At 41.8% G+C, this 26749-nt stretch carries 28 protein-coding genes and 1 pseudogene; 11 read left to right on the top strand and 18 right to left on the bottom strand.

The window, feature by feature from the left end; genetic code table 11:
- Positions 1–30: 30 nt before the first annotated feature.
- On the top strand, positions 31–600 hold the full coding sequence (gene tsaC, locus CWI32_RS12795) for an L-threonylcarbamoyladenylate synthase type 1 TsaC (protein ID WP_074383691.1): 570 nt from the start codon (positions 31–33) through the stop codon (positions 598–600).
- A 432-nt stretch (positions 601–1032) separates the two neighbouring features.
- Here tsaC and CWI32_RS12790 read toward each other — a convergent pair whose 3' ends face one another.
- Complete coding sequence (locus tag CWI32_RS12790) at positions 1033–1941, bottom strand: DMT family transporter (RefSeq protein WP_100535463.1); 909 nt, start codon at positions 1939–1941, stop codon at positions 1033–1035.
- A 190-nt stretch (positions 1942–2131) separates the two neighbouring features.
- Here CWI32_RS12790 and CWI32_RS12785 point away from each other — a divergent pair, with 190 nt between their 5' ends.
- The 3 genes from CWI32_RS12785 to CWI32_RS12775 all read left to right on the top strand — a co-directional run bounded on the left by CWI32_RS12785 (position 2132) and on the right by CWI32_RS12775 (position 4942).
- Positions 2132–2677 carry a glutathione peroxidase gene (locus CWI32_RS12785; protein WP_100358032.1) on the top strand — a complete coding sequence of 182 codons (546 nt, stop codon included), beginning with the start codon at positions 2132–2134 and terminating at the stop codon, positions 2675–2677.
- A 528-nt stretch (positions 2678–3205) separates the two neighbouring features.
- Entirely contained in the window at positions 3206–3808 is a 603-nt protein-coding gene (locus CWI32_RS12780; RefSeq protein ID WP_100535456.1) for a PM1805 family lipoprotein, read from the top strand.
- Between the two features lie 129 nt (positions 3809–3937).
- On the top strand, positions 3938–4942 hold the full coding sequence (locus CWI32_RS12775; protein ID WP_100535455.1) for a pirin family protein: 1005 nt from the start codon (positions 3938–3940) through the stop codon (positions 4940–4942).
- A gap of 28 nt (positions 4943–4970) precedes the next feature.
- Here the strand turns inward: CWI32_RS12775 and CWI32_RS12770 are convergent, their stop codons facing one another.
- The 12 genes from CWI32_RS12770 to CWI32_RS12715 form a co-directional block, all read right to left on the bottom strand.
- A complete protein-coding gene (locus CWI32_RS12770; RefSeq protein ID WP_100535462.1) occupies positions 4971–6347 on the bottom strand; it encodes an NAD-dependent succinate-semialdehyde dehydrogenase in 1377 nt (458 codons plus the stop codon).
- Between the two features lie 437 nt (positions 6348–6784).
- Positions 6785–7492: a DUF4145 domain-containing protein gene (locus tag CWI32_RS12765; RefSeq protein ID WP_244881223.1), complete on the bottom strand. Its 708-nt coding sequence runs from the start codon at positions 7490–7492 to the stop codon at positions 6785–6787.
- Positions 7493–7578: 86 nt separating this feature from the next.
- Positions 7579–7998 (bottom strand): F0F1 ATP synthase subunit epsilon, encoded by a 420-nt coding sequence (locus CWI32_RS12760; RefSeq protein ID WP_005094544.1) that lies wholly within the window; start codon positions 7996–7998, stop codon positions 7579–7581.
- A gap of 27 nt (positions 7999–8025) precedes the next feature.
- Positions 8026–9420 (bottom strand): F0F1 ATP synthase subunit beta, encoded by a 1395-nt coding sequence (gene atpD, locus CWI32_RS12755; RefSeq protein WP_004280997.1) that lies wholly within the window; start codon positions 9418–9420, stop codon positions 8026–8028.
- Between the two features lie 26 nt (positions 9421–9446).
- On the bottom strand, positions 9447–10316 hold the full coding sequence (gene atpG / locus CWI32_RS12750; protein WP_004280996.1) for a F0F1 ATP synthase subunit gamma: 870 nt from the start codon (positions 10314–10316) through the stop codon (positions 9447–9449).
- Between the two features lie 88 nt (positions 10317–10404).
- On the bottom strand, positions 10405–11949 hold the full coding sequence (gene atpA / locus CWI32_RS12745; RefSeq protein WP_074383695.1) for a F0F1 ATP synthase subunit alpha: 1545 nt from the start codon (positions 11947–11949) through the stop codon (positions 10405–10407).
- A gap of 43 nt (positions 11950–11992) precedes the next feature.
- Positions 11993–12529, bottom strand: a complete 537-nt coding sequence (locus tag CWI32_RS12740) for a F0F1 ATP synthase subunit delta (RefSeq protein ID WP_005173826.1) — start codon at positions 12527–12529, stop codon at positions 11993–11995.
- A 12-nt stretch (positions 12530–12541) separates the two neighbouring features.
- Positions 12542–13012: a F0F1 ATP synthase subunit B gene (locus CWI32_RS12735; RefSeq protein WP_005173825.1), complete on the bottom strand. Its 471-nt coding sequence runs from the start codon at positions 13010–13012 to the stop codon at positions 12542–12544.
- A gap of 39 nt (positions 13013–13051) precedes the next feature.
- Positions 13052–13297: a F0F1 ATP synthase subunit C gene (gene atpE / locus CWI32_RS12730; protein WP_000424060.1), complete on the bottom strand. Its 246-nt coding sequence runs from the start codon at positions 13295–13297 to the stop codon at positions 13052–13054.
- Between the two features lie 85 nt (positions 13298–13382).
- Positions 13383–14258 carry a F0F1 ATP synthase subunit A gene (gene atpB, locus CWI32_RS12725; protein WP_005094552.1) on the bottom strand — a complete coding sequence of 292 codons (876 nt, stop codon included), beginning with the start codon at positions 14256–14258 and terminating at the stop codon, positions 13383–13385.
- 110 nt (positions 14259–14368) lie between these two features.
- Positions 14369–14761, bottom strand: a complete 393-nt coding sequence (locus tag CWI32_RS12720) for an ATP synthase subunit I (protein WP_005173819.1) — start codon at positions 14759–14761, stop codon at positions 14369–14371.
- A 174-nt stretch (positions 14762–14935) separates the two neighbouring features.
- A complete protein-coding gene (locus CWI32_RS12715) occupies positions 14936–15772 on the bottom strand; it encodes a metal ABC transporter solute-binding protein, Zn/Mn family (protein WP_100535454.1) in 837 nt (278 codons plus the stop codon).
- A gap of 146 nt (positions 15773–15918) precedes the next feature.
- On the opposite strand from CWI32_RS12715, the gene CWI32_RS12710 reads away from it, so the two are divergent.
- The 4 genes from CWI32_RS12710 to CWI32_RS12695 are packed head-to-tail and all read left to right on the top strand — an operon-like array spanning position 15919 to position 18470.
- Positions 15919–16416 (top strand): transcriptional repressor, encoded by a 498-nt coding sequence (locus CWI32_RS12710; protein WP_005173814.1) that lies wholly within the window; start codon positions 15919–15921, stop codon positions 16414–16416.
- The gene (gene znuC / locus CWI32_RS12705; RefSeq protein WP_100535453.1) at positions 16398–17180 is read left to right on the top strand and encodes a zinc ABC transporter ATP-binding protein ZnuC; all 783 of its coding nucleotides are present in this window, start codon (positions 16398–16400) and stop codon (positions 17178–17180) included. Before CWI32_RS12710 ends, znuC begins: the two co-directional genes overlap by 19 nt.
- 3 nt (positions 17181–17183) lie before the next feature.
- The gene (gene znuB, locus CWI32_RS12700; protein WP_100535452.1) at positions 17184–17984 is read left to right on the top strand and encodes a zinc ABC transporter permease subunit ZnuB; all 801 of its coding nucleotides are present in this window, start codon (positions 17184–17186) and stop codon (positions 17982–17984) included.
- Between the two features lie 3 nt (positions 17985–17987).
- Positions 17988–18470: a 2-thiouracil desulfurase family protein gene (locus CWI32_RS12695; RefSeq protein WP_005094567.1), complete on the top strand. Its 483-nt coding sequence runs from the start codon at positions 17988–17990 to the stop codon at positions 18468–18470.
- Positions 18471–18798: 328 nt separating this feature from the next.
- On the opposite strand, the gene CWI32_RS12685 is transcribed toward CWI32_RS12695, so the two are convergent.
- Complete coding sequence (locus CWI32_RS12685) at positions 18799–19419, bottom strand: LysE family transporter (RefSeq protein ID WP_100535450.1); 621 nt, start codon at positions 19417–19419, stop codon at positions 18799–18801.
- A gap of 161 nt (positions 19420–19580) precedes the next feature.
- Between CWI32_RS12685 and CWI32_RS12680 the strand changes: the two genes are divergently transcribed.
- On the top strand, positions 19581–20501 hold the full coding sequence (locus CWI32_RS12680) for a Dyp-type peroxidase (RefSeq protein WP_100535449.1): 921 nt from the start codon (positions 19581–19583) through the stop codon (positions 20499–20501).
- Positions 20502–20643: 142 nt separating this feature from the next.
- Positions 20644–21843: an IS256 family transposase gene (locus CWI32_RS12675; RefSeq protein WP_100535448.1), complete on the top strand. Its 1200-nt coding sequence runs from the start codon at positions 20644–20646 to the stop codon at positions 21841–21843.
- Between the two features lie 96 nt (positions 21844–21939).
- Here CWI32_RS12675 and CWI32_RS12670 read toward each other — a convergent pair whose 3' ends face one another.
- From CWI32_RS12670 to CWI32_RS12650, 4 genes are read right to left on the bottom strand one after another with little or no spacing between them, the layout of a single operon-like run.
- Positions 21940–22686 carry a DUF6339 family protein gene (locus CWI32_RS12670; RefSeq protein ID WP_100535447.1) on the bottom strand — a complete coding sequence of 249 codons (747 nt, stop codon included), beginning with the start codon at positions 22684–22686 and terminating at the stop codon, positions 21940–21942.
- A complete protein-coding gene (locus CWI32_RS12665) occupies positions 22679–23503 on the bottom strand; it encodes a hypothetical protein (RefSeq protein ID WP_100535446.1) in 825 nt (274 codons plus the stop codon). Before CWI32_RS12665 ends, CWI32_RS12670 begins: the two co-directional genes overlap by 8 nt.
- Positions 23500–25602: a hypothetical protein gene (locus CWI32_RS15085; protein WP_157799539.1), complete on the bottom strand. Its 2103-nt coding sequence runs from the start codon at positions 25600–25602 to the stop codon at positions 23500–23502. Before CWI32_RS15085 ends, CWI32_RS12665 begins: the two co-directional genes overlap by 4 nt.
- Positions 25599–25820 carry a hypothetical protein gene (locus CWI32_RS12650; RefSeq protein WP_100535443.1) on the bottom strand — a complete coding sequence of 74 codons (222 nt, stop codon included), beginning with the start codon at positions 25818–25820 and terminating at the stop codon, positions 25599–25601. The genes CWI32_RS15085 and CWI32_RS12650 overlap by 4 nt, the downstream gene beginning before the upstream one ends.
- Positions 25821–26030: 210 nt before the next feature.
- Here CWI32_RS12650 and CWI32_RS12645 point away from each other — a divergent pair.
- A pseudogene (locus CWI32_RS12645) lies at positions 26031–26543 on the top strand (IS66 family transposase); the annotation flags it as partial.
- Positions 26544–26749: the final 206 nt, after the last annotated feature.

Here is a 26749-nt window from a genome sequence, read left to right as displayed (position 1 = left end):
GGGCTTTGTTGTTTTGTATAAGGTATTCACATGATTACTACCTCTGTTGCTGAAGCAGCAGCATGTCTTAAAGACGGACAAGTCTTGGCATATCCTACAGAGGCTGTTTGGGGCTTGGGTTGCGACCCTTATAATGAACAGGCATTTCATCAGATTTTAAAATTGAAACAGCGCCCGATTGAAAAAGGGGTGATTCTATTGGCAGCGCATATTTCACAGGTGGAACATCTGCTGCAAGATTTAACTACAGAAATGCGTGAACAAGTGATTGAATCCTGGAGCAATGACAGACCCGCTGAACGCGCCATTACCTGGCTGCTTCCCGCGCATCAGGAGATTCCGGCCTGGATTAAGGGCGATCATCCCAAAGTGGCGGTTCGCGTTACCAACCATCCACTCTGTATGGCACTGTGTCAGGCCTTTGGCGGTTTTATTGTGTCTACCAGTGCCAATCCTGCAGGATTGGAACCGGCACGTTCACTGCAAGATGCGATTCGCTACTTTGATCAGAATCTGAATTATCTGAATGGTGACTTAGGGTTAAGCCAGCAACCGAGCCGGATTATTGACGCCGTCAGTGGGGCGATTATTCGCGACTAAGTTGGTTCTCAGTCGACTCAGATATTCAAGCTCGACTAAAGTTTTAAGACAAAAAAAAGCTCAACCATATAGGGATGGCTGAGCATAAAAAAGGATGTGCATAAATCACATCCAGAGGGTTCAGAAAATCTCTGGGAGCCTGATAAAACAAGGTTTTTTTTGCTTGATCATTCTCGATGGGCGCATTATGCGAGAAATTGGTCACAACAACAAGTACAATAAAAAACTCAATTAATACATTTTTTCTATTAACAAAGTAGAACTTTTATTGAAAATTCAAAATATCTAGCTCATTCCATTCCGATTTTAAAATAAAGTGCTAATTTTCTATTTATTGTTACATTCAGAAATCAGTATTTAACAGATGAATTCTATTAAAAAAACATGCCTGAATGATCAATATTTAAACAATTAAGAATTTTAAAAACTGAGCTATTTCCTTATGACTTGGCTTTTCGCGGGGTACTGCGCCCATAAAACCCCCAATAGAATAATACTGCCGCCAATAGTGTGATACATAGTCCAAGCTTCGCCTAACCACAAATATGCGACTACTGCGGTAAAGACAGGCATCAGGTTCATAAAAATACTGCTGCGATTTGGACCAAGTTGCTGCACAGCCATCATCCAGAATAAGGGCGCGGCAATGGAAGGAAAAATTCCGGCATAGACAATGCTAGCTGCATTCGCGCTATTGATGCTGTCCAGACCTAAAAACAGTATCAAAGGAATATGGTAAAGAAAAGCCATAAAAATCTGGATATACAGACTCAGTAGTAGTGGAATCTGAATCTGCCATTTCTTCAGGAATACGCCATAACAGGCATAGAAAAATACCGCGATCAACATCAGCAAATCGCCAATATAACTTTCACCTACGCTTAAGAACCGCAGGCCCTGCCCTTGCGCCATGACATACATCAGGCCAATAAATGACAGAAGACTTCCCAGCACTGCAGCCTGCGTCGGGCGAATTTTTAAGACAAAAATACCCACAATAATGGTAAAAATAGGAATAAAGGCATTGATCAGCCCCATATTGGTCGCAGTGGTAAAGTGTGCAGAGCTATAGGCCAATCCTTGATACAGCACCATCCCCAAGGCACTCAAAACTGCAAAGTGTCCAAGATGTGGTCGAATTTCCGGCCAGGCCGCTTTGACCTTGGGCAACAGAAATGGGCTTAAAATTAGCAGTGCCAGTACCCAGCGGTAAAAACTGATACTGATGGGAGAAATATAATCCGCCACATAACGTGTCACCGTCATGTTTAAGGACCAAATAAAAACTGCGGCCAATGGCAATACCATCGCCCACCAGACTGCTTTGTGCTGCTGTGTCATACCCTCATCCATGTGTCGCTTGTCTTGTTATTTAGCGATTGCTATTTGCGCACCCTAGCATAATAGATTTTTCACATGATATTCAGGCAATTTACCGATTTAAGCCTCCTGCTTCAGCTGCTGTTACTTGTATTGAATCTAAATACCCGTTAAAACAAAGACGATTCAGTCTGAATAAACAGGAAATCTAATGACTCGCTCTGTATATGACATTCCAGTCAAAACCATTCAAGGCCCAGAAACCACCTTAAACCAGTATCAGGGCAAGGTATTGCTTGTGGTGAACGTGGCATCGAAATGTGGTCTGACTCCGCAATATGAAGGTTTGCAAAAGCTGTATAAAGACAAAAAAACGCAAGGTCTAGAAATTCTGGGCTTCCCTGCCAATAACTTTCTGGAGCAGGAACCAGGTAGCGAAGCAGAGATTCAGGAATTCTGCTCTATCAATTATCAGGTTGACTTCCCGCTCTTTGCTAAAATTTCTGTGGCGGGCGAAGACAAGCATCCGCTCTATACCACGCTGACTCAAGCTGTACCAGAGCGGATCGGTGAAGGCCCGTGGTGGAAAGATCTGGTCGATTATGGCCTGACTCCAAACCAACCGCCTGAAGTGTTATGGAACTTTGAGAAATTTCTGATCAATAAGAATGGCGAAGTGGTTGCACGTTTTGCGCCTGACATTACTGCAGATGATCCGCGAATTGTGGATGCGGTAAATGCCGAACTGGCCAAATAATTGCTAATCGCAAAGTAAGTATGTATTTACCCAATAGATACTTACTTTGTAATTTAAACACAGCGAGTTAAATACATAATGATTCATATAAATCCTATCTATAAGTCGCCCTCAACTTTTATTTTTGGCTATAGTTCGTCGCCTGTTCATCAATCTAACAGGCCTAATCTGCAACGATCCTCGGTTAGATTAACAATACACTTGAAGCAATAAACCATTGAGTAAAAGTAAGCGTATTTTCTATATCAAATGCATTCTACGCGTATGAGAAACCCGTACTGGATCAAGTGAATAGGGAGAATGTAAGCATGCATATCCAGAACTCTCCGTTTCTTAACATCATTACAGCCCAAACAATTTATTGAGTTGAAAACGTGAGTTTTATCTTTATTTTTTAAGCATTTTTAATCGAAGACGGTCTGCGCTTCAGTAAATTTGTTATAACTTTGCAACAATCTTTTTTATCTCCATAGTTTGTCCCTATATTAAATCATGAAATATTTCCACCTGCACCGAGACCCTGATTCCATGTCCAAGATTCTTGCCAATGCCGTTCTTCCTTTTGCATTATTTAGCTCAGGGATTTTACTGATGGGATGTGAACAGGCAGTTGAAGCACCCACTGAGCAAGCGGAAACTCGTAGTTCCGATCTTGACACTGCCAGCCAGCCGCAAACTGGCGCTACCGCACCAACTGAGCTTAGATCGGGCAATATGTTTTATATGGTTCGGGATGTCGCCGACTTGCAGCTCAAGGCCGGCAGTTATGTGGAACAGTTAAAACAGACCCAGACCGAACTGCAAACGGCGGTCGAAACCAAAGATACCCAGCAACTGCAATCCACTGCGACTCAGCTTCAACAGCAACTCAGCAGTTTTAATCAGGTACTGGGCAACCTGAACTTAAAAAGTCAGGAAATTGACCAGATCCGCAGCAATATCATGAGTGCCAATCAGCAAGTCTTGGCCTCACCGCTGTTGAATGGTGACATGGATTTAAGCCAGATCGACCTGAAAAAAATTGAATCGCAGATGGTCAATGTGCAAGCTGAAATGATCAAACTGGCGGGGCTGCTGATCCAGAATCCAGAGCAAAAATCAGACAGTACGACTGAACAGGAAAATACCTAAACCTTCATCTAAGGCGATAGATCGGAAAGCATCTTCCTCAATCGCCTTATCTGCTTTACACTGTAATTTATTATAAAAACTAATTTAAATTAAAAGCTTATATCTAATAAAATAATCAGGAGTTCAATCATGTCGAATTCAGTGCTGTATTCTGTTGTTCCGGTCGAATCCCGACTTGACCTGAAAGATCCCTTTATTTTTACTGTTCACCATCAGGATCATTATCCACAAGGCAATGCCCAATTAGGGCCAGTTACACCGCCGTATCAGCATGAATATGACATGTATTATGGCGAGCAAATTCCCGGCTTTCCGGAGCATCCGCATACCGGTTTTGAAACCATTACCATTGTCGAGCGCGGTTATGTCGACCATTTTGACTCGCTCGGAAACTCGGGACGTTATGCCGCAGGTGATGTGCAATGGCTGACCACCGGCAATGGGGTACAGCACTGCGAAATGTTTCCCTTAGTTCATCAAGATCAGGATAATCCTCTGGAGCTGTTTCAAATCTGGCTGAATTCCTCACCGGAACAGAAAAAGCAGCCGGCCGATTATAAAATGTTGTGGCGTGAACAGATTCCGCATGTATTTTCAGCCAATGCAGCCGGACCTAAAGCGGATATTCGGGTCATTTCAGGGCAGTTTAAAGATACCGAAGCACTGGATCGTCCACCCCATTCTTGGGCAGCACCTGCTGAAAACAGGGTCAATATTTACCTGATCACACTTGCGCCTGAGGCAGAGCTGATTATTCCGGCAAGTACTGCGAGCGCGACGCGTTTTTGTTATTTCTACCAAGGCAAAAGTCTGGAGCTGGAAGGACAGAAAATACAGGTCAAGCATCTGATAGAACTCAAACCAGATCAGGATATTCATCTCAAAGGTGGTTTACTAGAATCGCATATTTTATGGCTAGAAGGTGAACCGATTGGTGCACCCGTGGCGATGCGCGGGCCCTTTGTGTTAAATACTCCGCAGGAACTGGATGCTGCTTTTCGCCGTTATCGTGACACCCAGTTTGGTGCTTGGCCTTGGCCAAACGCTGAACCATCATTTCCACGAGAACAACCTCGTTTTGCCAGTTATGACGGTGGTCAACGCGAAGAATATCCAGAACAAAGAAGCCACTGAATAGTGGCTTCTTTGTCGAGTCAATATTTTATTTCTTCGGGCTTTTGACCACGACCAGTTTCTTTTGCACAAATTCTTTGAAACCATCAATCGAGAGTTCATGGCCATAACCGGAGTTCTTCACCCCGCCAAATGGTAATTCCGGCGTGGTATCGGTAAACCAGTTGATCCAGATCATACCGGTTTCCACCCGTGACGCCAGTTGTTTAGCGCGCTCAATATCTTGCGCATGGATCACGCCGCCCAGACCATAGTTAGAATCATTGGCAATTTCGACAATTTCATCATCATCTTTTGCGACATAAATTTGCGCCACCGGGCCGAAGAACTCTTCATACCAGGCTTCATTTTCACGCGTGATATTTTCCAGAATGGTCGGTGCATAAAAATTGCCTTGATGTTCTACGGCTTTAGCACCCGTGACCACAGTCGCACCTTGCGCTACGGCTTTTTCGACTTGTTTGGTGAGCTTTTCCAAGGCATCTTTTGAAGACAGTGGCCCTAGCGTGGTTTCCGGATCAAGCGGATCACCGAGTTTCAATTGCTCAAAGGCTTTGAGCATGCCAGCTTTAAACTGTTCAGCAATTTTTTCATGCAGGATAAATCGTTTCGCCGCCGTACAGACTTGGCCGGCATTATTGACGCGCGCCTGACAGCCTAATTTAATTGCGCGTTCCAGATCTGCATCATCCAGTACGATAAATACATCATTCCCGCCCAGTTCCAGCGTTGATTTTTTAAGATGTTTTCCGGCCTGTTCAGCGACTGCACTGCCCGCACCTTCTGAACCTGTGAGTGCCACACCACGTACACGTTTATCGGCAATCACGTCTTTCACCTGATCGGAACTGATAAACAGATTGGTCCAGACGCCTTTGGGTGCGCCTGCATCCAAGACCAGTTGCTCAAAGGCTTCCGCACATTGTGGCACAATGCCAGCATGTTTTGCCAGAACCGGATTACCAATGGCACAGTTCGGTGCAAAGACCCGCATCAGTTGATAAAACGGAAAGTTCCACGGTTCTACCGCCATGATAATACCCAGTGGATGATGCTCAACCCAGGCCTCACCCAGTTCCGTTTCATAGGACACGGGCGCTAAAAATTCTTGGGCATGATCCGCATAGTATTCGGCAATTTTGGCGCAGGTTTCGATTTCACCTTCACTCTGCTTAATGAGTTTTCCCATATCCAGCGTCATGAGCTTGGCCAGTTCAGATTTTTGCTCTCGCATATTGCTGGCCAGTTTACGAAGTACTTCAATACGGGTATCGGCCTGTTGAGCCCAGTCTGACTTTAGGATTTGTTCTGCTGCATCAAGTACATTTTGAATATCTTGATCACTATGGGATGGGTAGTCTTTCAATTTTTGATTGGTAAATGGATTAATAGATTGATAAGCCATGATTTTCCCTTTTTCAATTATAAGTTTTGCCTGTTCAAAACCCAATCGCATCAAGTTATAACAAGCAAGTATCTGTTCGAATTATTTAACTTATCATTGATTTTTTTATGGTGTATGCCTGCTTACAGATTGGTTCAAAACATTACTGAGAAAGGGTAAAAGTTATATCGAGTGGTACAAAATAAAGTTTTCTAATAAATATCAAACTAAAGCCAATAGTGCTGAAATTAGGGTTCGAGCAAACTATAAAAAGCTTGAAGTACCAAGTTTAGCAGAAGGTTTTGATAAGACATTTAAGGTGAAGATTGTGGAGAATTTTCGATTATTCTCCATCCCTAAGCTCTATTAAAGTCTTTTTTTGGGTCTTCTTTTATGTGTGGTTTCTCTGACAACAGGTATAGGGTGTTTAGGAGAAGGTTTTAATCTCACACCCTTCATTACTTTTTTATAGATTCTTCCTCCATTTTATAATAGACAAATAACTGATGAATTAAGTTTTCTAAAACTTTTAGATGCAAAATTAAGTCTTTTCTAGATTTGCTATCAGCATGATGTGCGGCATCATTACCCAAATAACGAATATTATCTAACAATCCTCTTTGTTTGGTAGAAATAAATCCTTCTTTTTCAAATTGGGTTAAAATCACACCTAAATCATCAGACTTGCCAAAATACTTTATTATTTGCTCTAAAAGAGTTCTTAAACCTAAAGCAGTCAATAAAGGCATATTATTATTTAAAGCTATGATAACTTCTTCATAAGTTAAATAAATCTCTTCAGGCAGAATTTTTTCAAACTCTTTAGAAAATGCAGTTTCATCATCACGTAATGGATATATTTGGATCTGTGCATTATCTTCGTAAATAGGAGTGCCGTCATACTCCTCACCAATTTGATCTACTTCCTCCGAATTAACAATTTTATCTTGATAAGAAATAGAGTCACAATTAATACAACACAATATACGATGATTATAAAACATCGTAAGAATTCCATCATACTCATCACAAGTATGATAAATATCGGTTAAAACCTCATGCTTGATATACGTTCTGCATTTAGTACATAAGATTATTTCAATATTTTGACCATATTGAATTTTCCCTTCTAGTTTTGAGGAAACGAATAAGCTCTCAATATTCATAAATTTTTAATTTATTTTATGATAATTCTATTTATAACATAAAAAAACCACCCTTTCGGGTGGTTTCTTCAATCTCAAACCGTCTCTTATTGAGCGCGGTTTTTGATTTTGCGGATCGTTTCCAGCTGTGCAGCAGTTTCTGCAAGAGCAGCCAATGCAGCAGCAGAATCCAAATCGCTCTTTTGATTTGCAAGCAATTGTTCAGCGTGTTTACGCGCTTCAATAATTGCCGCTTCATCCAAGTTGTCGGCACGGATTGCAGTATCTGCAAGAACCGTAACAACATGCGGTTGAACTTCTAGAACACCACCAGATACATAGATCAACTCTTCTGTACCGTTTTCCAAAATAACGCGGATCGCGCCAGGTTGGAGCAAAGTTACTAGCGGAGCATGGCCAGGCATAATACCCAACTCACCGCCAGCACCTTTTGCAATTAGCATCGTTACAGTGCCTGAGTACAAAGACTCCTGAACACTTACAACATCACATTGCATAGTCGCCATGAGAATCTCCTAAATTAGAGTCGCTAATTAAAGTTTCTCGGCTTTAGCAATCACTTCGTCAATACCACCAACCATGTAGAACGCTTGTTCTGGGATGTGATCGTATTCACCAGCTAGAAGACCTTTAAAGCCACGAATCGTTTCTTTAAGAGATACTAATTTACCAGGTGCACCAGTAAATACTTCAGCTACGTGGAACGGTTGAGAGAAGAAACGCTGGATTTTACGCGCACGGTAAACAACCAGTTTATCTTCTTCAGCAAGCTCGTCCATACCAAGAATCGCGATGATGTCTTTAAGCTCTTTATAACGTTGCAATACGTTCTGTACAGAACGTGCAATTTCATAATGCTCTTGACCAACAACTAACGGATCTAATTGGCGTGAAGTTGAGTCTAGTGGATCGATCGCTGGGTAAATACCAGAAGATGCGATGTCACGGCTCAATACAACAGTTGCGTCTAAGTGAGCAAACGTTGTAGCAGGCGATGGATCTGTCAAGTCATCGGCAGGTACGTATACCGCTTGGATTGACGTAATAGAACCAGACTTAGTCGATGTAATACGTTCTTGAAGAACACCCATCTCTTCTGCAAGTGTAGGCTGGTAACCTACTGCAGATGGCATACGACCTAGAAGTGCTGATACTTCAGTACCCGCTAGTGTATAACGATAAATGTTATCTACGAACAATAGTACGTCACGGCCTTTACCGTTTTCGTCTTTCTCGTCACGGAAATATTCAGCCATAGTAAGACCAGTCAACGCTACGCGTAAACGGTTACCTGGTGGCTCGTTCATCTGACCGTAGACCATTGCTACTTTGTCTAGAACGTTAGAATCTTTCATTTCGTGATAGAAGTCATTACCTTCACGAGTACGCTCACCAACACCAGCAAACACAGATAAACCTGAGTGAGCTTTCGCGATGTTGTTGATCAATTCCATCATGTTTACAGTTTTACCAACACCGGCACCACCGAACAGACCAACTTTACCACCTTTAGCGAACGGGCATAGCAAGTCGATGACTTTAATACCAGTTTCTAAAAGGTCAGTAGAAGCTGCTTGTTCTGCATAAGAAGGTGCAGAGCGGTGAATTGGTAAACGCGCTTCAGTCGCAACAGGACCAGCTTCGTCGATCGGGCGACCAAGAACGTCCATGATACGGCCTAGAGTCGCTGTACCTACAGGTACAGAAATCGGCGCACCAGTGTTAACTACGTTCAAACCACGCTTAAGGCCTTCAGTAGAACCCATTGCAATAGTACGAACTACGCCATCACCAAGCTGTTGCTGAACTTCTAAAGTAGTTTCAGTACCATCTACTTGGAGAGCGTCATAGATCTTAGGAACGCTGTTGCGTTCAAACTCGACGTCGATAACCGCGCCGATGATCTGAATGATACGACCGCTATTCATTGCTGTCTCCTCAATTCAAAATAATGTTAAACGGCAGCGGCACCACCAACGATCTCAGAAATTTCCTGAGTAATCGCGGCTTGACGCAGCTTGTTATAAATAAGTTGCAGGCTCTTAATGATCTCGCCTGCGTTGTCTGTCGCTGCTTTCATAGCGACCATACGTGCAGACTGCTCACATGCGATGTTTTCAATCACACCTTGATACACCACAGACTCGATATAGCGAACCAACAAGCCATTTAAAAGCTCTTCAGCTTCAGGCTCGTAGATATAATCCCAACCGTATTGACGGTTAAGAGTCTTGTCTTCTTCAGCAGCAGCCAAAGGAACAAGTTGTTCGATCTTTTGATTTTGAGTCATGGCATTGACAAAGCCGTTTGACACTAGATAAATACGATCTAACTCGCCTTTATCATAAGCATCCAACATCACCTGTACAGAACCAGATAACTGCTCAAGACTCGGAGTATCACCGACTTGCGTCGTCGCCCCAAGCACTTTACCGCCGTAGTTTTTAAAAAACGAAACCGCTTTTTGACCAATTAAAGCAAATTGAACTTCAATTGACTGCTCTTGTTGCTGTTGAACGTGTTTTACCACTTTCTTGAACAGGTTAATGTTCAAACCACCAGCAAGGCCGCGATCTGAAGACACAATGATATAGCCAACGCGCTTAACCGGGCGTTCAACCATATAACGGTGTTTGTATTCAGGGTTCGCTTGGACCAAATGAGCAATTACACGGTGCATATTTTCGGCATACGGACGGCCTTGAGCCATGCGCTCTTGCGCACGACGCATCTTAGAAGCTGCTACCATTTGCATCGCTCGAGTAATCTTTTGCGTGCTCTTGATACTAGCTACTTTGGCGCGAATTTCTTTTAAATTTGCCATACGCTTAACCTAGTATTCGAAAGCCCTTGCGAGCTTCCGAAGGTTGATTCCGTGAACCAAACCAACACTAATCTAGCAAGTTGCTAAATTAGTAAGTTTGAGTCGCTTTAAAGCTTTCAATACCTGCTTTGATTGCAGCTTCGATGTCTTTGTTGTAATCACCAGAGGCATCGATTTGTTGCATTAACGCAGCATGTTCTGAACGGAAGTAAGAAATTAACGCAGCATCAAAGTCTACGATTTTCTTAACGTCTACGTCAGCCATGTAGCCTTCGTTAGATGCATAAATTGAAACAGCCTGGTCAGCAATTGAGTAAGGAGCATATTGTTTTTGCTTCATTAACTCAGTTACACGTTGACCATGTTCAAGTTGCTTACGAGTTGCTTCGTCAAGATCAGAAGCGAACTGAGCAAATGCTGCCAATTCACGGTATTGCGCCAAAGCAGTACGGATACCACCAGACAATTTCTTGATGATCTTAGTTTGCGCTGAACCACCAACACGAGATACAGAGATACCCGCGTTCACAGCAGGACGAATACCTGCGTTGAATAATGATGTTTCAAGGAAGATCTGACCATCAGTAATCGAAATTACGTTGGTTGGTACGAATGCAGATACGTCACCCGCTTGAGTTTCAATAATCGGCAATGCAGTTAATGAACCAGTTTGGCCTTTAACTTCACCGTTAGTGAATTTCTCAACGTAGTCAGCAGATACACGAGAAGCACGTTCAAGTAGACGCGAGTGTAGATAGAACACGTCACCTGGATAAGCTTCACGACCTGGTGGACGGCGTAAAAGCAATGAAATTTGACGATACGCAACAGCTTGCTTAGACAAGTCATCATAAATGATTAACGCATCTTCACCACGGTCACGGTAGTATTCACCCATTGTACAGCCAGAGTACGGAGCCAAATACAGCATTGCTGCTGGATCAGATGCACCTGCTGCGACAACAGTGGTGTACGCCATAGCGCCAGTTTCTTCCAGCTTGCGTACTACGTTAGCGATAGTCGATTGTTTTTGACCAATTGCTACGTATACACATTTAATGCCAGAGTTTTTCTGAGCGATGATCGCGTCGATCGCCATTGCTGTTTTACCAGTTTGACGGTCACCAATGATCAACTCACGCTGACCACGGCCTACAGGGATCATTGTATCTACTGATTTATAACCAGTTTGTACAGGTTGATCCACTGACTGACGCCAAATTACGCCTGGTGCTACTTTTTCAACAGCATCAGTTAATTTAGCATCGATCGGGCCTTTACCATCAATCGGGTTACCCAAAGCATCGACTACACGGCCTAAAAGTTCTGGACCAACCGGAACTTCTAATACACGACCTGTGCAACGCGCTTTTTGACCTTCTTGAAGGCTTAAGTAGTTACCTAAAACAACGACGCCCACTGAATCCTGTTCTAGGTTCAGTGCCATACCATAAAGGCCGCCGTCGAATTCGATCATTTCACCGTACATTGCATCAGCAAGGCCGTGAATACGCACAATACCGTCGGAAACCATAACAATGGTCCCTTCGTTCTTAGCGGTTGCGCTGGTGTCCAGATCGCCGATACGCTGTTTAATGAGCGCACTGATCTCGGATGGATTCAGTTGTTGCATTGCGCTATACCTCAATCTTTTTAAAGTTCAGTCTTCTTATTTCTTAAGCAAGAAGACGAGTACGCATTTTCTCAAGCTTGTTAAGCGCAGAATCATCTATCACTTGGTCGCCTGCACGAATAACTACACCAGCAATAAGCTCTGGTTTCACTTCTACAGAAACACTTACTGCAGCTTCGAATTTCTTCTCTAATGCATGCGTCAGTAATTGTTCCTGAACAGAAGTTAATGGGAATGCTGATTCAATCACAACATCCACAGTATTGTTATTCTGTGATTTGAGCTGTTCATATTCTGCAGCAATTTCAGGAAGAAGCGTCAAACGGTTGTTTTCAGCAAGCAATGTCAGGAAGTTAGACACTGCTGCAGTTTGGTCTTCACCTAAAACTTTGGCAAAAAGAGACACCTGCTCAGCAGGTGTAAGCTCCGGGCGATTTAGATAAGCTGAAAATGCTTCGTCTTGCACCGCAGCACTGAGCAATTCAAGTGCAGTTGACCAAGAGTCAGTTGCACCCTGCTCAGAAGCGTAAGCAAATGCTGCTTTTGCATAAGGGCGTGCTAACGTCAAGAGTTCAGCCATAATCTGCCTCTCTTAAAGTTTAGCAGCCAGCTGAGTCAGCATGGCATTGTGAGCTTCTGCATCAACTTGCTGGCTAAGAATTTTCTCAGCACCAGTCACTGCAAGAGCAGCCACTTGTTGACGCAATTCTTCGCGAGCAGAATTGATTTCGGTATCAACAGCTTCTTTCGCTTGTTGACGAATACGCTCACCTTCAGCAGATGCTTGAGTACGCGCTTCTTCTACCAACTGTGCTGCACGACGGTTCGCTTGTTCGATCAATTGAGCCGCTTGTGCTTTTGCCGTGTCCAGTTCAGCTTTCACTTGTGCTTGCGCATCTGCAAGGTCAGCTTTCGCTTTTTCAGCAGCATTTAAGCCATCAGCGATACGACGCTGACGTTCACTAATCGCATTGATTAGTGGTGGCCATACAAACTTCATGCAGAACGCGACAAAAATCGCAAACGCAATCGCTTGGCCAAACAATGTGAGGTTGATATTCATTGCAAATTCCTCAAATAGTGAATTTCGGAATTAAGCTGATTAACCTACAAATGGATTAGCGAAGATGAAGAACAAGCCAATACCAACACCGATCATAGGCACAGCATCAAGAAGACCTGCGATTAAGAACATACGAGTTTGAAGTTGCGGAGCCAATTCTGGTTGACGAGCAACAGCTTCAAGGAAACGGCCGCCTAGAAGACCAAAACCAATCGCAGTACCTAAAGCACCGAAAGCGATCAAGATAGCAGATGCAATTGCAACTAGACCTAAAGTGAGTTCCATGATAATTCCTCAGAGGTTAGGTTTTATACCAAATTAAGTTAAAAAATTGTGTGCCCAACCATCCGTTGACAGTTAGGCAATACCATTAATGCTTTTCGCTTGCCATACTCATGTACACGATAGTCAACATCATGAAAATGAATGCTTGTAGCGTAATAATCAAAATGTGGAAAATCGCCCAAGGCACAGACAACGCCCACTGGATCCAGAACGGTAATAACGCGATAAGAATGAAGATTAACTCACCCGCATACATGTTACCGAACAGTCGTAGAGCCAATGAAACTGGTCGCGCCAAGAAAGTGGTCAATTCCAACAATAAGTTGAATGGAATCAAAAGCACTTTAGCAACTGGGTTACTTGGGTTAAATGGGTTAAGTGCTAACTCACCAACGAAGCCGCCAACACCTTTCTCACGAATACTATAAAAAATGATCAAGAAGAATACAGAAATAGACATACCGAGGGTAACGTTTGGATCTGTAGTCGGAACAATTTTAAAGTAAACCTGATGAGGGTCTACACCCAGCATAGAAGCAATCGCGTGTTGAGCTACATAAGGAATAAAGTCAACAGGGATCAAATCCATCAAGTTCATGAGGAAAATCCACACGAAAATGGTTAAAGCTAAGGGTGCAATTAATCGAGACTTCCCGTGGAAGGTATCACGTACACTTGAATCTACAAACTCGATAATCATTTCAATTGCAGACTGGAACTTGGTAGGAACACCAGCATTAGCCGCTTTCGCAACCAACCAGAATAACAAACAGAAAATCAGACCCAGTCCGATAGACCAACCCATTGAATCCAAGTGAATAGCAGTGAACCCCATCTGTTGAGCTTCAGCACCGCTCTCGGCCAATTTCCATGTACCATCTGGCATTTTGCCATAGGTCATGTTGGTCAAGTGATGCTTGATATACTCGGTCGAAGTAAGGGCATGTTCTTCAGCAGCCATAAATCACACCTGGTCAATGTCAAAAAACTAATAGAACAAACGAATATCGCGTGCTGCTTGATATCTCGCCTGCTCCTGAAAAACTTTTCAATTTCTTGTTGTGTCTATACTCATTTTTGTAGACGTGACGCCCAAAACGGAGCGACCCACGACATGGCTTGAACAAGTATAAAACCACAAAACAACGCCACCGCTGACAACGGTTCGACATTGCTTAAAATTAAAATGAAACCAACAATCACAATTGCAAACTTTCCCATTAAGCCTTTATACATGTTCGAAAGAACTTGTTTAGACGCGCGGGCTCCTGCTGCTCGAAACGATTGCCACGAAAAATAACAAGTCGCAAGCCAACAAACGAGCGCACCTAATGCTGCACTCAGGGCTGCGGTTGAGTCTTTCACGACCCAGCCGATCAAGGCTGAAACAGGGATCATACAGGCTTGCAGGAGGACCAAAGCTTTCGCTAATCGTCGGTCAATCAAGCGACTAGTTCGGCTCATTATTTATTCACTCACAGCAATCATGCTTGACAAGTTTAACAGGTGATTATTTTTAATCGCAGGCATTATAGAGTTACACCCCTGAACATGCAATCTTTTCCCGACCTTAGTCGTGTTTTTTTAAATCGGGGCAATGCTGTTAAACTAATCAAAATCTGTCTATTTTTTAAATCATTAGCGCGCATTTAATACGCACTTCTGGGTTTCTGCTGCTAATTGCTGCCAGGCTTGCACAAAGTCCCCTGCCCCGCTCATGCTTTCATCGACATGCTGAAACACCACCGGTTTGAGTTTTCGGTACTGATTTTCACTGGCATGACCTTCGGCCAGAAGGCACATTTTAGGCTGTGGGCGATGATCCTGTAAGAACTTGATTTGTGCCACAGTTGGCGAGACATGTGGATCATCGGTCAGTGCGCCCATGAACTTCATATTCAAAGGACGTTCCAGATATTGATAGGCATCATGATACGACCAGTAAGCTTTGGCTTTAGTGCTGGAACTATAACGCTGGGCCGTCGCAAACATGCTTTGCGCAAAGTCGCGTGCATTTTTCCAGTACAGTTCACGGTTCTCCGGCAATTGTTGCGAACGCAGCGCCGCAATAAAGAAGCCAATCCTTACGGCATTGTTTGGATCGAGCCAGACATGCGTATCTACCGTATTTTTTAAGGCCTCACCACGCGGGTTACGCATCGGCAATGTGGTCAAAATACCGGACTCTAAAATAGCGATACCTTTATGACTGTCATTCAGCACTTTGGCCAGCGGTGCTTCATGCGCCTGACCCAGCCAGATCACCAGACCGGCATCCTGAATGATTTTACGATGTGCCGGGGTCAGACTGACATCATGTCCGCTCTGATTGGCCAGTAATAAAGTCGGCTGTTCCACGCCCTGGGTAATTTTCTTGGCAATCAGATAGATCGGCTGAGTCGAGACCACCAGACTTTGTGACCAACTGAGTGTGCTGAACAAAGCCAAAAGACCCATTGCAAGGAGACGGAACATGAGTAGAAATCACTTAAAAACGAGAAAATTAGTGAGTGTTATAATATAACAAAAATACAAAAATACCTATGCCCAATCGAAACTCTGAACGCTTCATGTTAAGATTTGAAATCTATTAATTTTCAGTTTCGCACTTGAGGTGAACTATGGGTTCTTGTTCGCACGAACACCACAACGCATTGCACGGCGTGCACGATCATCCCAATGTCGCACAACGTCTTGCTGAAGCGGAAAGTCTTTGTGCAGCAACAGGCGCACGCCTTACCCCTTTGCGTAAAGAAGTGCTGGAACTCATTTTAAATGCGACTGGCCCGATGGGGGCTTATGACTTACTGGCACAAATGAAAAATGCCAGTGATCGTCCTGCGGCGCCACCTACGGTATACCGAACCTTGGATTTTTTATTGGGTAAAGGGCTGATTCACCGCCTGACCTCGATCAATGCCTATATTCCTTGTTGCCATCCACGTGAAGGGCATCAGGCGGCTTTTTTAATCTGTACCGAATGTAAAGCGGTGACAGAAGCATCAGCGCAAGGTCTGCTTGACCAACTTGATGCACTTGCAAGCTCGGATGACTTTAGCGCACATCACAGCATTATTGAAATTTCAGGAATCTGTCAGCAGTGTCGCAACAAAGCCTAAGTGCCTCCCCCCTGATTCAGCTCTCCCAGATCTGGGTCAAGATTGATGAGCGTGATATTTTAAAAGCCATTGATTTTTCATTGCAAGAAAAAGAGATTGTCACGCTGATTGGCCCGAATGGTGCAGGCAAGTCGACTTTAATTAAAGTCATGCTCGGCATCTTGAAACCGCAATCCGGTGAGATCAAAACTGCACGTAAACTGAAATTCTCTTATGTGCCACAAAAATTCAATCCATCGCATAGTCTGCCACTGCGTGTAAAAGACTTATTGGCTTTGGAAAAATGCCCATCCAAAATCAAAACCGAAATTATTCGCGATACTGGCATTAGTAAACTGCAAGATTCCAAAGTTCAACAACTCTCAGGCGGTGAGCGTCAGCGGGTGCTCTTGGCACGGGCCTTATTACGCCAACCCGATATTCTGGTACTGGATGAACCGATGCAAGGTCTGGACATTCAATCCGAAGCTGAACTGTATGAATATGTGCGTAACTTGCCGGAAAAATATGGCTGTGCCGTATTAATGGTGTCACATGACCTGCAATGGGTGATGCAAGGTACGACTCGGGTGGTGTGCCTGAACAAGCATATCTGTTGCAGCGGCCTGCCGGAAAGCGTGCAGCAGCATCCGGAATATCAGGCAATCTTTGGCACCAACCGGGTGTTTTATCAGCATCATCATGATCATTGTGCGCATGGCGATTCTGCTATGCCGTGTCAGCATGATACGCGCCCTCATATTCACCCCGAGCCGGAAGCTTAAACCATGATGGATTGGTTACAACTCCTTTTACCTGCATGGATTATGGGCACGCTACTGGTGTTTCTGACGGCACCGCTAGGCTGCTTGATGCTGTGGCGTCGTATGTCATTTTTTGCTGATACTATGGCACATGGTACTTTACTGGGTGTTGCGATTGCAGGCGCCTTAAGTCTACCGCTGTGGATGGGCGTGGCCTTCTTGGCATTATTGCTGGTTGCCATTCTGTGGGTGCTACATGATCCCCGCCTCCCCAATGATGCCCTGCTTGCACTGTGTTCAGCGACCTTACTTTGCTCGGGTTTATTGTTTATTCAACATTTACCAAGTTTAAGACCTGAACTGCTCAGCTATTTATTCGGTGATCTACTGACCATTTCCTGGACGGACTTGCCCACGTTCGCCATTGTGATCATTCTGGCCTTAGGTGTTTTATATAAAAGCTGGCAAGCCCAGATTCAGATCGCGATTGATCCGGATATGGCGGTCAGTGAAGGGGTAAATGCCAAATGGCAACGCCTGATCTTTATGTTATTGCTTGCGCTATTTACTGTACTGGCTTTACGCGCGGTCGGTTCCCTATTGATGGGTGCATTGTTGGTTATTCCTGCTCTGACTGCTCGCCTTCTGGCAAACTCTCCACGCCAAATGGTGATCTGGGCATTCGTGATTGCACAGATTGGTGTGACAGTAGGCCTCTGGTCGAGCGCAGGCCTTAATACTTCAACTGGGCTGACCATTGTGCTGACCATGGCAGTGTTATTTGCAATGATGTTTATCTTTCAAAAATTTAAAAAGCTGAGCTAGGACATGGGGACTAAACGCTACTTTGTGAGTGCCTGTTTGCTCGGTCAAAAAGTTCGTTACGATGGCAAGGATTGCCTTGTCAAAGAAGTGCTCGAATCTTTAGTTCCAAATCAATATATCAGTCTGTGTCCTGAAATCTCAGGTGGACTACCGATTCCACGTCCACCTGCCGAAATTCAAAATGGTTCAGGCTTAGATGTACTTGCGCAAAAATCTTTAGTTATAGATATTCTAGGCAATGATGTTTCTCAAGCTTTTATACAAGGTGCATATCTCGCTTTAAAAGTTGCGCAAGACTTTCACGCCACACATGCAATTCTTAAAGCCCACAGTCCCTCTTGTGGTAGTGATTTGATTTATAACGGATCATTTTCAGGACATAAAATTCAGGGCGATGGTGTTACCGCTGCACTCTTTAAACAACATGGCATTGTTGTGATGACTGAAGATGAATTCTTGGCACAATTATCACAGACTATTCTTTAATTTATAAAAGCGAAATTCAGGATTAAACAGCCCAATCAAAAATAAAATCGTGAATGCAATCCAAAAGAACCACGCCATCATAATTACCTGATCTTTCGTCCATTCTTCAGATTGAGATATGTTAAACACAAACCATGTTTTCCAGCCTCTAATATATGCTGCCCCGCCCCACGAAATAATCCACTTGGTTAAAATGCAGTGTAAGACATAGATCAAAATCCATAATGGCGTTGACATGCTGCTTTGCCTATTGTTGTTTTCATGCGATCAAACTAGATGAAATACGCTTAAAAATCAATTAATAGACTTAAAAATGTATTCCATACTGTTATTGATGTACCAAACTCAACAAACTAGCAGCACAACCGAATAATACGGCAAATGTACGATTTAGAATTTTCTGTTGTTTTGGTGACTTGAGCAATCGTAAAACTTTTGCAGCAAGCCCCGTGTAGCCCGCCATCACAATCAGATCAATCGTGATCATGGTCAGCGCCATAATCACATACTGAATCCATTGTGGTTTGGATAAATCCAGAAATTGTGGCAATACAGCCAGTAAAAACACAATGGCTTTGGGGTTACTCATATTCACCAAGAAACCATATAAAACCAGTTTCCCCGCAGACTTACGTGCCAATTCATGTTTAATTTCAATGGATTGTAGTGGCGCTTTCCACTGTAAAATAGCTAAATATAATAAATAGCCCACACCAAACCATTTCACCACCAAAAATGCCCATGGCGTGGTCGCAAACAGCACCCCCACTCCGGCTGCCACCACTGCAATCTGCACCAGTAATGCCAGTTGCAGACCCAATGCATTCCAGTAGCCATGCCGAAAACCATAATTCAGCCCACTCGACATCGAAGAAATTGCCCCTGCACCGGGTGAAACACTAATCACCCAACAGGCCAGCATATAGGCAAACCACATTTGGTAGGACATGAACATTGAACTCTGGAAAACTTGCACAATATTATAGGACTTATCCAATAGATTCAGGCTAAAAAATTGCTTAAATATAAGGCGCTGCACTGTTCACTCTGCAGAGCTTCAGGCACAATATGTGCATTAAAAAACAGGATTTATCATTACAGGAGCCATGAATGACAGCCCAATCGGTAATCTTGCCCCTCCCCTCAGATCATGCTCGCTTTATTGTATTGCGTCTTAAAGACTTAAATATTGAAGCACTCAAAGAAAAATTAGAACATCTTTTTACTTCTCGTGATCGTCTGATTACGCAACATCCTCAAGCACAAATTAAAACAGCGGTCGCTTTTGGTCCTGAGCTTTGGTCAAGACTTTATTCACAAAGCCCTGCGGGTTTCAAACAGCTTGAACCGATTCAGGGTTCATTTGCAATGCCGGTTGTTCCGGCAGATATTCTGATTCATATTGCCAGTGCACGGGCGGATATCTGTTTTGCGCTGAGTCAGGCTTTTTTTGAAGGGATTCAGGATCAGGTTGAAGTTCTGGATGAACGTGTCTGCTTTCGCTATTTTGATGGCCGTGATGTGACAGGCTTTATTGATGGCACTGAAAATCCGCAATTCCCAGATGATCGTGCTGAGGTGGCATTACTCGGTGAAGATACGGGCATTTTCCAAGATGGTTCATTTATTTTTGCCCAGCGTTATGCGCATGATCTGGAAAAGTGGAAAAAGCTGAAAGTCGATACTCAAGAGCAAGTGATGGGTCGTACCAAACTGGAATCGATTGAACTGGAGGATGAGGTTAAACCGGCAAATGCTCACGTTGCACGTACTGTAGTGGAAGATGAAAAAGGCGAAGAAATGGAGATTCTCCGTCATTCTTTGCCTTATGGTGATGGCCGTGGTGACCAAGGTCTATTCTTCATTGCCTATACCAAAGACTTAACTATTATTGATGCCATGTTAGAGCGTATGTTTGGTACGTCTGGCGATGGGATCCATGACCGCTTGCTACACTTCGTCACTCCACTAGATGGAGCATATTACTTTGCACCGAGTGAAGAGTTGTTGGAAGAAGTTTTGGAAGGGTGATTTAAGAAGCCGACGGAAGTCGGCTTTTTTTATGAACTAAAGTGTTTTATTTAATTAAAGAAAAAAATCAGAGACTGTAAATTAAATTGTGTAATTGCCTGAATTTGCTATGTTCATATTCACAACGGAGTCAGGCAACATGATGAACGAACAAAAACTAAAAGACCTTGCAGCAGAATTTGCTAAAGGAATCAAAACAGAAGACGATCTCAACCAATTCACCCGATTGTTGACTAAACTCACTGTTGAAACGGCTCTCAATGCCGAACATCTCGGACATGAAAAGAATGCTCGTAAGAACGGTTCAAATGCCCGTAACGGTTATTCCAGTAAGACCGTGCTGAGCGATGATGGTGAGATTGAGATTACTACACCACGAGATCGTGACGGTAAATTTGAGCCACAGCTGATTAAAAAGAATCAGACCCGTATCACGCAAATGGATAGCCAGATTCTATCCCTCTATGCCAAAGGTATGACTACCCGTGAAATCGTGGCTACTTTCAAAGAAATGTACGATGCTGATGTATCTCCAACGCTTATTTCCAAGGTGACTGATGCTGTTAAGGAGCAAGTCGCTGAATGGCAAAACCGTCCGCTGGATGCACTCTATCCCATCGTCTATATGGACTGTATTGTAGTTAAAGTCCGTCATAATGGCAGTGTTATCAACAAGGCTGTATTCCTTGCCTTAGGCATTAATCTTGATGGACAGAAAGAACTGCTCGGCATGTGGATGGCTGAGAATGAAGGTGCAAAGTTCTGGCTGAATGTCCTGACTGAGCTTAAAAACCGAGGGTTGCAGGATATTCTGATCGCCTGTGTGGATGGACTAAAAGGCTTTCCTGATGCCATTAACAGCGTATACCCGCAAACCCATATCCAGCTGTGTATTATCCATATGCTGCGTAACAGCTTGAAATACGTGTCATGGAAAGATTACAAAGCCGTCACTCAGGATTTAAAAGCCGTTTATCAGTCACCTACTGAAGAGGCTGCATTGATGGCCTTGGATCAATTTGCTCAAACATGGGATGACAAGTACCCACAGATTAGCAAAAGCTGGCGTACACACTGGAAGAATCTGAATACCTTCTTTGCTTATCCAGCCGAGATTCGCAAAGCCATCTACACTACCAACGCAATCGAGTCATTAAACAGCGTAATACGTCAGGCGATCAAAAAGCGTAAAGTCTTTCCAACGGATGATTCTGTACGTAAAGTGATTTACCTGGCAATTGATGCAGCGTCTAAAAAGTGGAATATGCCTATTCGCGACTGGCGTTTAGCCATGAGCCGCTTTATTATTGAATTCGGTGACCGCTTAAGCAATCACCTTTAAATTTATGAAAAGCAATTACACAAAATTATTTACAGGCTCATCGTCATATAAAAACTATCTTTAAATTTATAAAATTCACGATATTTGATAATAAATTCATGAATCTTTTTTAGCATCAGCGATACACTTTTCAACAAAATAATTCATTTCACTTTCTGAGTATTCTTCAAAAATAACCCCAGCCCCTAACCGATTAAGCGCTTTCATAAATTTGCGAAAATGAACCTCGTCAATAGAAAGCCAATCATTATCTGCTAATGCTCGTAGAACTGCGGTAGCAATATTTTTTCGACTGGTCGACCAAATTCGTTCGACAAAATTACTGCGTATATCGGTTTTAGCGACAAATAAATCCAGTGCTTTTGGTATATCTTCAGGCATACATTTTTTTGCAATATAATAATTCCACCATAACCTTGATATTGAATGGTCATCTCGCCTTTTTGTTTGGGTATCTGCAAAAAAATGTATTTTAATATCACGTCGAATTTTTTCATCATTATCTAGATTTTTTATCCATCGTTTTCTAGTATAGTCAATACACTCCACGTGGGATAACCTTGTCCAAATTTCAGCTTCATTTGCGTCTGCGGCACTTAGCCCATATAACGCTTCGCCAACAATTAGTGAATTAATTACATCGGAAGATCCCAATGCAGTTTTTTCAGGGCAATCCAAAGTTTTAAGCCTTTGATAATCAATCTCTATATCTAAAGAATTTCCCCAGCCTTCATTATCAAGTAAATCTGTAAATCCATCATGAAGGTAGCGTGATTTATTGGCCTCAATATTTGACTTCAATTGATCTACAACCTTCTCTGAAAAATACATTAATTTAGCCATTCATATGCTCCACTACTGCAAAAAGTTCTTGAATTGGTCGTTTTAATAGCATTTGAGCGCCTTCACTTGGTGTAGTCTGCAATAAATCTAAACCCAACTCATCATATTTAGCTTTTAAAACACGATACCAAGTTTTACCTTCATCATTAGATGAAGTTGACATTCTAGAAAGTACATCAACTAGAGCTGCCAAATAGATACTACCAAGTAACAAGTTTCGATTATGGGTATTCCGAAGCTGAACAATATTTTCAAAGGTATTTTTTTCAGCAACTAGTCTGATAATATCTCCTTCAGTATCAACATGAAAAATACCAGCCGGTAAATTATCATTACGAGTTAATTCAAAAATACTACCTAGCGGTTTATATTTTTTAGGATCCATAGAGAATCTATATTCAGGACCTAATGCAACTATTTCACCTTTGGCTAGTATTGGCAGCACAGAAAATTCTGGATTTAGTGTTAATGTACTCAAATCAACCTCAGATGAAGTAGTCCAAGCAATTGGACGGATTATCACACTGCCAAATAACATTCCTTGTGGAATAATAATTTCAGATTCACCTAAAATTGAGACATGTAATTCATCATAAAATGTTTCTCGACATATAAGATAATAACCTACAGCAACCTTACCATCTTGAATTAGCTCAGATAATCGAGGACTCTCAATATTGATTTTTGAAGTTAACTTTAAACTTCTATTTTCGGTCTCTGTAATTGTAAAGTCAGACTCAAATGAGCCTTTTGTATAGTCATTTGTTATATCACTAAGAATAGGATGCGGAAAACGCATGTTATCGTTAATTTTCATACTTTTTCCTTATGATTATTTTTACCTAGATCTATAGCCTGAATTCGAATTGGACCAGGAAATTCAACACTAAACTTAACATCTAACTGTATGCGCTGACCTTTCTTGCAATATACCTTGACCATTCCATCATTAACATCTCCAACATTTGAAGCTAAAATATGAAGCTGCTCTTCTATATTAACCCCAGCAGCAAAAATTCTAAGGAGTATGTTACCTGTCTGAGTAGAAGTGAATATCACACGTCTATATTTTGTGTTAGATCTATCAAGTAGTAGAGTTCGTTGTTCTTCCAGTTCCACAAATATTAATTTTAAATTTTTATCTTTATTCAAAATTTGCTCTTTAGTTCTTGGCTTACTTCTACTTTTCTTCTCATTTGAACCATTTGAACCATTTGAACCATTTGAACCATTTGAACCATTTGAATCATTTGAATCATTTGAACCATTTGAACCATTTGAACCATTTGAACCATTTGAACCATTTGAACCATTTGAACCATTTGAACCATTTGAATCATTTGAATCATTTGAATCATTTGAATCATTTGAATCATTTGAATCATTTGAATCATTTGAATCATTTGAATCATTTGAATCATTTGAATCATTTGAATCATTTGAATCATATATACCAAGTTTTTTTTTCTGCACTAATTTTATGAGCTTGGTAGGTTTATTGCTACCTATCTTTTTGATCAAGCCAGTATCACTCTCAGCTTCTGAGCTCTCTGCAGTAAAAAAATCATTCAATTCGTCTAACTTAAAAGCATCCTTAGGTTCAGTTTTAGCAAAATTTTTGATTATCTTCCTAACTGTGCGTCCAAGTTCCGTAAAAGCTGCTTTTGCCTTTTTACGTTTATCTGGATCTATAATACGTTCAGCAGAAAATTCATCATGACTAGGATTCTCTAAACGCTTAAACCATTCTCCAGCTTCTTTATCATTTGGTTCAACAATTGCTGTAAACTCGTGATATAGAGGAAAACGCTGAAAAGACTCATTAAAATTTGATAAATTATTTGTTATATACATCCCATTACGAATAATCCCAACGGTGTAACCAACTTTCTCTCGTAATAAAATACTAATCTTAACTTGTCCTAAATTCTTTATATTAATCAATTCAGAGTTAACATTGTTATCAATCAAACAATTATATAGTTTCTTAGCTACATCAAATACTTCCTGTATTTGAAGTTCCTTTACTATAGACAACACTTTTTGATTACTAAACCAAGAATTAATATTATGTTTGTTTAATTTAATCTTTCCACCATCAATTTCGAACTTAATTTCTTCTCTATGTATACCTGCAAAAAAATTGATCATGAACGCTACTAAAATCTCATAAGACCATTCATATGGAGTATCTCTTACACAAATAGAGAAAATAGAAGTTCCCTGATCTTTTCTTTGAAAGTAGTGAGGTATTTTTTTTTCATCCAAGATAGGCATAAAGTTTTCTGAACCAAAATATCCTTTACGTCCATACTCTTCACCATCTTCTGCCGTATGAGACATCAATAATGTTTTACCCATAAATAGTGTATGTAATTCATTATTTTCTTGATATTTTGTAGAATAAAAAACTGTTCGGATTTCAGATAAGGCAAAAACTGCGTTCTTACCTATGCCATAAGACCCCCCAGAGTCCAAATCTGATTTAACACTTACTCCATCGGCTTTAACCAAGGCATGAAACGCAAAACCATCTTCACACGGACCTCGGACACCCTTTGTATTGAAATCTGCAGTACATAAGATTGGAAGATCTGGTCGATTCAGATATTCCTGAGCTTTCTTAAAAAATTCCAGTTCATTAATACCCCCACGCATATTAGCTTTGTTTAAGCAGCTATTAATTGTTGATCGTAATTTTTCAATCTCTGGAAAATCATTAGCAGGAATACTAAATCGATCAATTTTTAGTAAAACAGGAGAAGTTTCATTATCTCTAGCATCCCTACTATTTTGTGATGTTTCTCTTGCTACTGAAAGATAAGGATGTCCACGAAAACTTTCGATTCCGGCATCTGCTAACCCTTCAGTCTCTCCAGCAATATTAGGAAGAAATTTTAAAGTTATTTCATTCATAACTTAAACTCCTCATTTGATAACTCAGCGTCAAGATTAAAACGTAACTTAGATGTGTTCAGAGACTTTTGCAGGGCTGAAAAAATTTTCTTCACATCCTCATCCGTATATTCATATGAGTTTCTATTTGAGAGATTTCCGATTAACTGAATATCTTTCAAAGCTCTTTGAACTCTGCTTTCTGCAAGTTCAACAAATTTTTCACGTTTACTACTCATAACTAGATCCAGTAAAGTTAGATTTTTAACAGAAAATACAATAATTATTTTAGAAATACAAACAACATTTCTAAAATAGGAACAACATTTCTAAAATAGGAAGTAAAAACACAATGTATTCCTCTTTTTCTGACTCATTAATATCACCATAGTGCCCACTAATTAATTGGACAACTCTTTATGAATTTAAAGACAGTTATTGATAGCTGATCAACACAATGTGCTTGTGGCTGCCAGTTACTTCATATCGGTGAAGATATCAGTGAGAAAATGAATTTCAGACCGGCACAGTTCTATAAGGGATAGCATGTGCGCGGCAAATGGATCTGTGATCAGAGTGACACCCTGACTCAGCAAGTCATACCTGCCCATGTGATTGATAAAGGCATTGCCAGTACAAAATTGCCGAGTTATTTGCTGGTCTCGAAGTATGCTGATCATTTACCGCTGTACCGTCAGCGCCAGATTTTTCTAAGTGCGGGAATTGATTTATCCAGATCCACTCTCTAAGATTGGATTAGCTGCTGTGGTGTGGAACCGGAATCTCTGGTCAACGCCTTAAAACAGATGGTGCCGTAACAGCAGGTGATACATGCCGATGAAACATCGGTCACCATTATGCGGATGTGTGAGGATGAGCAAAAACTGAAGAAATATTATGTCTGGACCTATGCCCCCACACAGTATAATCCAGTTCAGGCAGTGATCTATGAGTTACTTGATTAGCAGAAGATAATGAATTCTTGGTTTATGTGTTAAATTCCCATCATTATTTTGGCTTGATGCAGATTAATCTAATGCATTTTCAGTTATTGTTGATCTAGTCGAAGATATTGTAGAGGATATAATCAGAAATACTGAAAATTGCCTACTCGACTTTCAAAAGAAAAGTATAGTGATCGTTTTTCTGTTAGTGTTCTATTATAGGT

Origin of the sequence: Acinetobacter pseudolwoffii (genome assembly GCF_002803605.1) — a bacterium.
Lineage (GTDB): Bacteria > Pseudomonadota > Gammaproteobacteria > Pseudomonadales > Moraxellaceae > Acinetobacter > Acinetobacter pseudolwoffii.
Note: the sequence above shows the minus strand (reverse complement) of the source record. Positions and strands in the feature narration are given on the sequence as shown.

What these genes read in the sequence shown, in the direction of transcription:
- tsaC (WP_074383691.1), top strand. Translation starts at nt 31, where the DNA reads ATGATTACTACCTCTGTTGCTGAAGCAGCAGCATGTCTTAAAGACGGA.
- CWI32_RS12790 (WP_100535463.1), bottom strand. Translation starts at nt 1,941, where the DNA reads ATGACACAGCAGCACAAAGCAGTCTGGTGGGCGATGGTATTGCCATTG.
- CWI32_RS12785 (WP_100358032.1), top strand. Translation starts at nt 2,132, where the DNA reads ATGACTCGCTCTGTATATGACATTCCAGTCAAAACCATTCAAGGCCCA.
- CWI32_RS12780 (WP_100535456.1), top strand. Translation starts at nt 3,206, where the DNA reads ATGTCCAAGATTCTTGCCAATGCCGTTCTTCCTTTTGCATTATTTAGC.
- CWI32_RS12775 (WP_100535455.1), top strand. Translation starts at nt 3,938, where the DNA reads ATGTCGAATTCAGTGCTGTATTCTGTTGTTCCGGTCGAATCCCGACTT.
- CWI32_RS12770 (WP_100535462.1), bottom strand. Translation starts at nt 6,347, where the DNA reads ATGGCTTATCAATCTATTAATCCATTTACCAATCAAAAATTGAAAGAC.
- CWI32_RS12765 (WP_244881223.1), bottom strand. Translation starts at nt 7,492, where the DNA reads ATGAATATTGAGAGCTTATTCGTTTCCTCAAAACTAGAAGGGAAAATT.
- CWI32_RS12760 (WP_005094544.1), bottom strand. Translation starts at nt 7,998, where the DNA reads ATGGCGACTATGCAATGTGATGTTGTAAGTGTTCAGGAGTCTTTGTAC.
- atpD (WP_004280997.1), bottom strand. Translation starts at nt 9,420, where the DNA reads ATGAATAGCGGTCGTATCATTCAGATCATCGGCGCGGTTATCGACGTC.
- atpG (WP_004280996.1), bottom strand. Translation starts at nt 10,316, where the DNA reads ATGGCAAATTTAAAAGAAATTCGCGCCAAAGTAGCTAGTATCAAGAGC.
- atpA (WP_074383695.1), bottom strand. Translation starts at nt 11,949, where the DNA reads ATGCAACAACTGAATCCATCCGAGATCAGTGCGCTCATTAAACAGCGT.
- CWI32_RS12740 (WP_005173826.1), bottom strand. Translation starts at nt 12,529, where the DNA reads ATGGCTGAACTCTTGACGTTAGCACGCCCTTATGCAAAAGCAGCATTT.
- CWI32_RS12735 (WP_005173825.1), bottom strand. Translation starts at nt 13,012, where the DNA reads ATGAATATCAACCTCACATTGTTTGGCCAAGCGATTGCGTTTGCGATT.
- atpE (WP_000424060.1), bottom strand. Translation starts at nt 13,297, where the DNA reads ATGGAACTCACTTTAGGTCTAGTTGCAATTGCATCTGCTATCTTGATC.
- atpB (WP_005094552.1), bottom strand. Translation starts at nt 14,258, where the DNA reads ATGGCTGCTGAAGAACATGCCCTTACTTCGACCGAGTATATCAAGCAT.
- CWI32_RS12720 (WP_005173819.1), bottom strand. Translation starts at nt 14,761, where the DNA reads ATGAGCCGAACTAGTCGCTTGATTGACCGACGATTAGCGAAAGCTTTG.
- CWI32_RS12715 (WP_100535454.1), bottom strand. Translation starts at nt 15,772, where the DNA reads ATGTTCCGTCTCCTTGCAATGGGTCTTTTGGCTTTGTTCAGCACACTC.
- CWI32_RS12710 (WP_005173814.1), top strand. Translation starts at nt 15,919, where the DNA reads ATGGGTTCTTGTTCGCACGAACACCACAACGCATTGCACGGCGTGCAC.
- znuB (WP_100535452.1), top strand. Translation starts at nt 17,184, where the DNA reads ATGATGGATTGGTTACAACTCCTTTTACCTGCATGGATTATGGGCACG.
- CWI32_RS12695 (WP_005094567.1), top strand. Translation starts at nt 17,988, where the DNA reads ATGGGGACTAAACGCTACTTTGTGAGTGCCTGTTTGCTCGGTCAAAAA.
- CWI32_RS12685 (WP_100535450.1), bottom strand. Translation starts at nt 19,419, where the DNA reads ATGTCCTACCAAATGTGGTTTGCCTATATGCTGGCCTGTTGGGTGATT.
- CWI32_RS12680 (WP_100535449.1), top strand. Translation starts at nt 19,581, where the DNA reads ATGACAGCCCAATCGGTAATCTTGCCCCTCCCCTCAGATCATGCTCGC.
- CWI32_RS12675 (WP_100535448.1), top strand. Translation starts at nt 20,644, where the DNA reads ATGAACGAACAAAAACTAAAAGACCTTGCAGCAGAATTTGCTAAAGGA.
- CWI32_RS12670 (WP_100535447.1), bottom strand. Translation starts at nt 22,686, where the DNA reads ATGGCTAAATTAATGTATTTTTCAGAGAAGGTTGTAGATCAATTGAAG.
- CWI32_RS12665 (WP_100535446.1), bottom strand. Translation starts at nt 23,503, where the DNA reads ATGAAAATTAACGATAACATGCGTTTTCCGCATCCTATTCTTAGTGAT.
- CWI32_RS15085 (WP_157799539.1), bottom strand. Translation starts at nt 25,602, where the DNA reads ATGAATGAAATAACTTTAAAATTTCTTCCTAATATTGCTGGAGAGACT.
- CWI32_RS12650 (WP_100535443.1), bottom strand. Translation starts at nt 25,820, where the DNA reads ATGAGTAGTAAACGTGAAAAATTTGTTGAACTTGCAGAAAGCAGAGTT.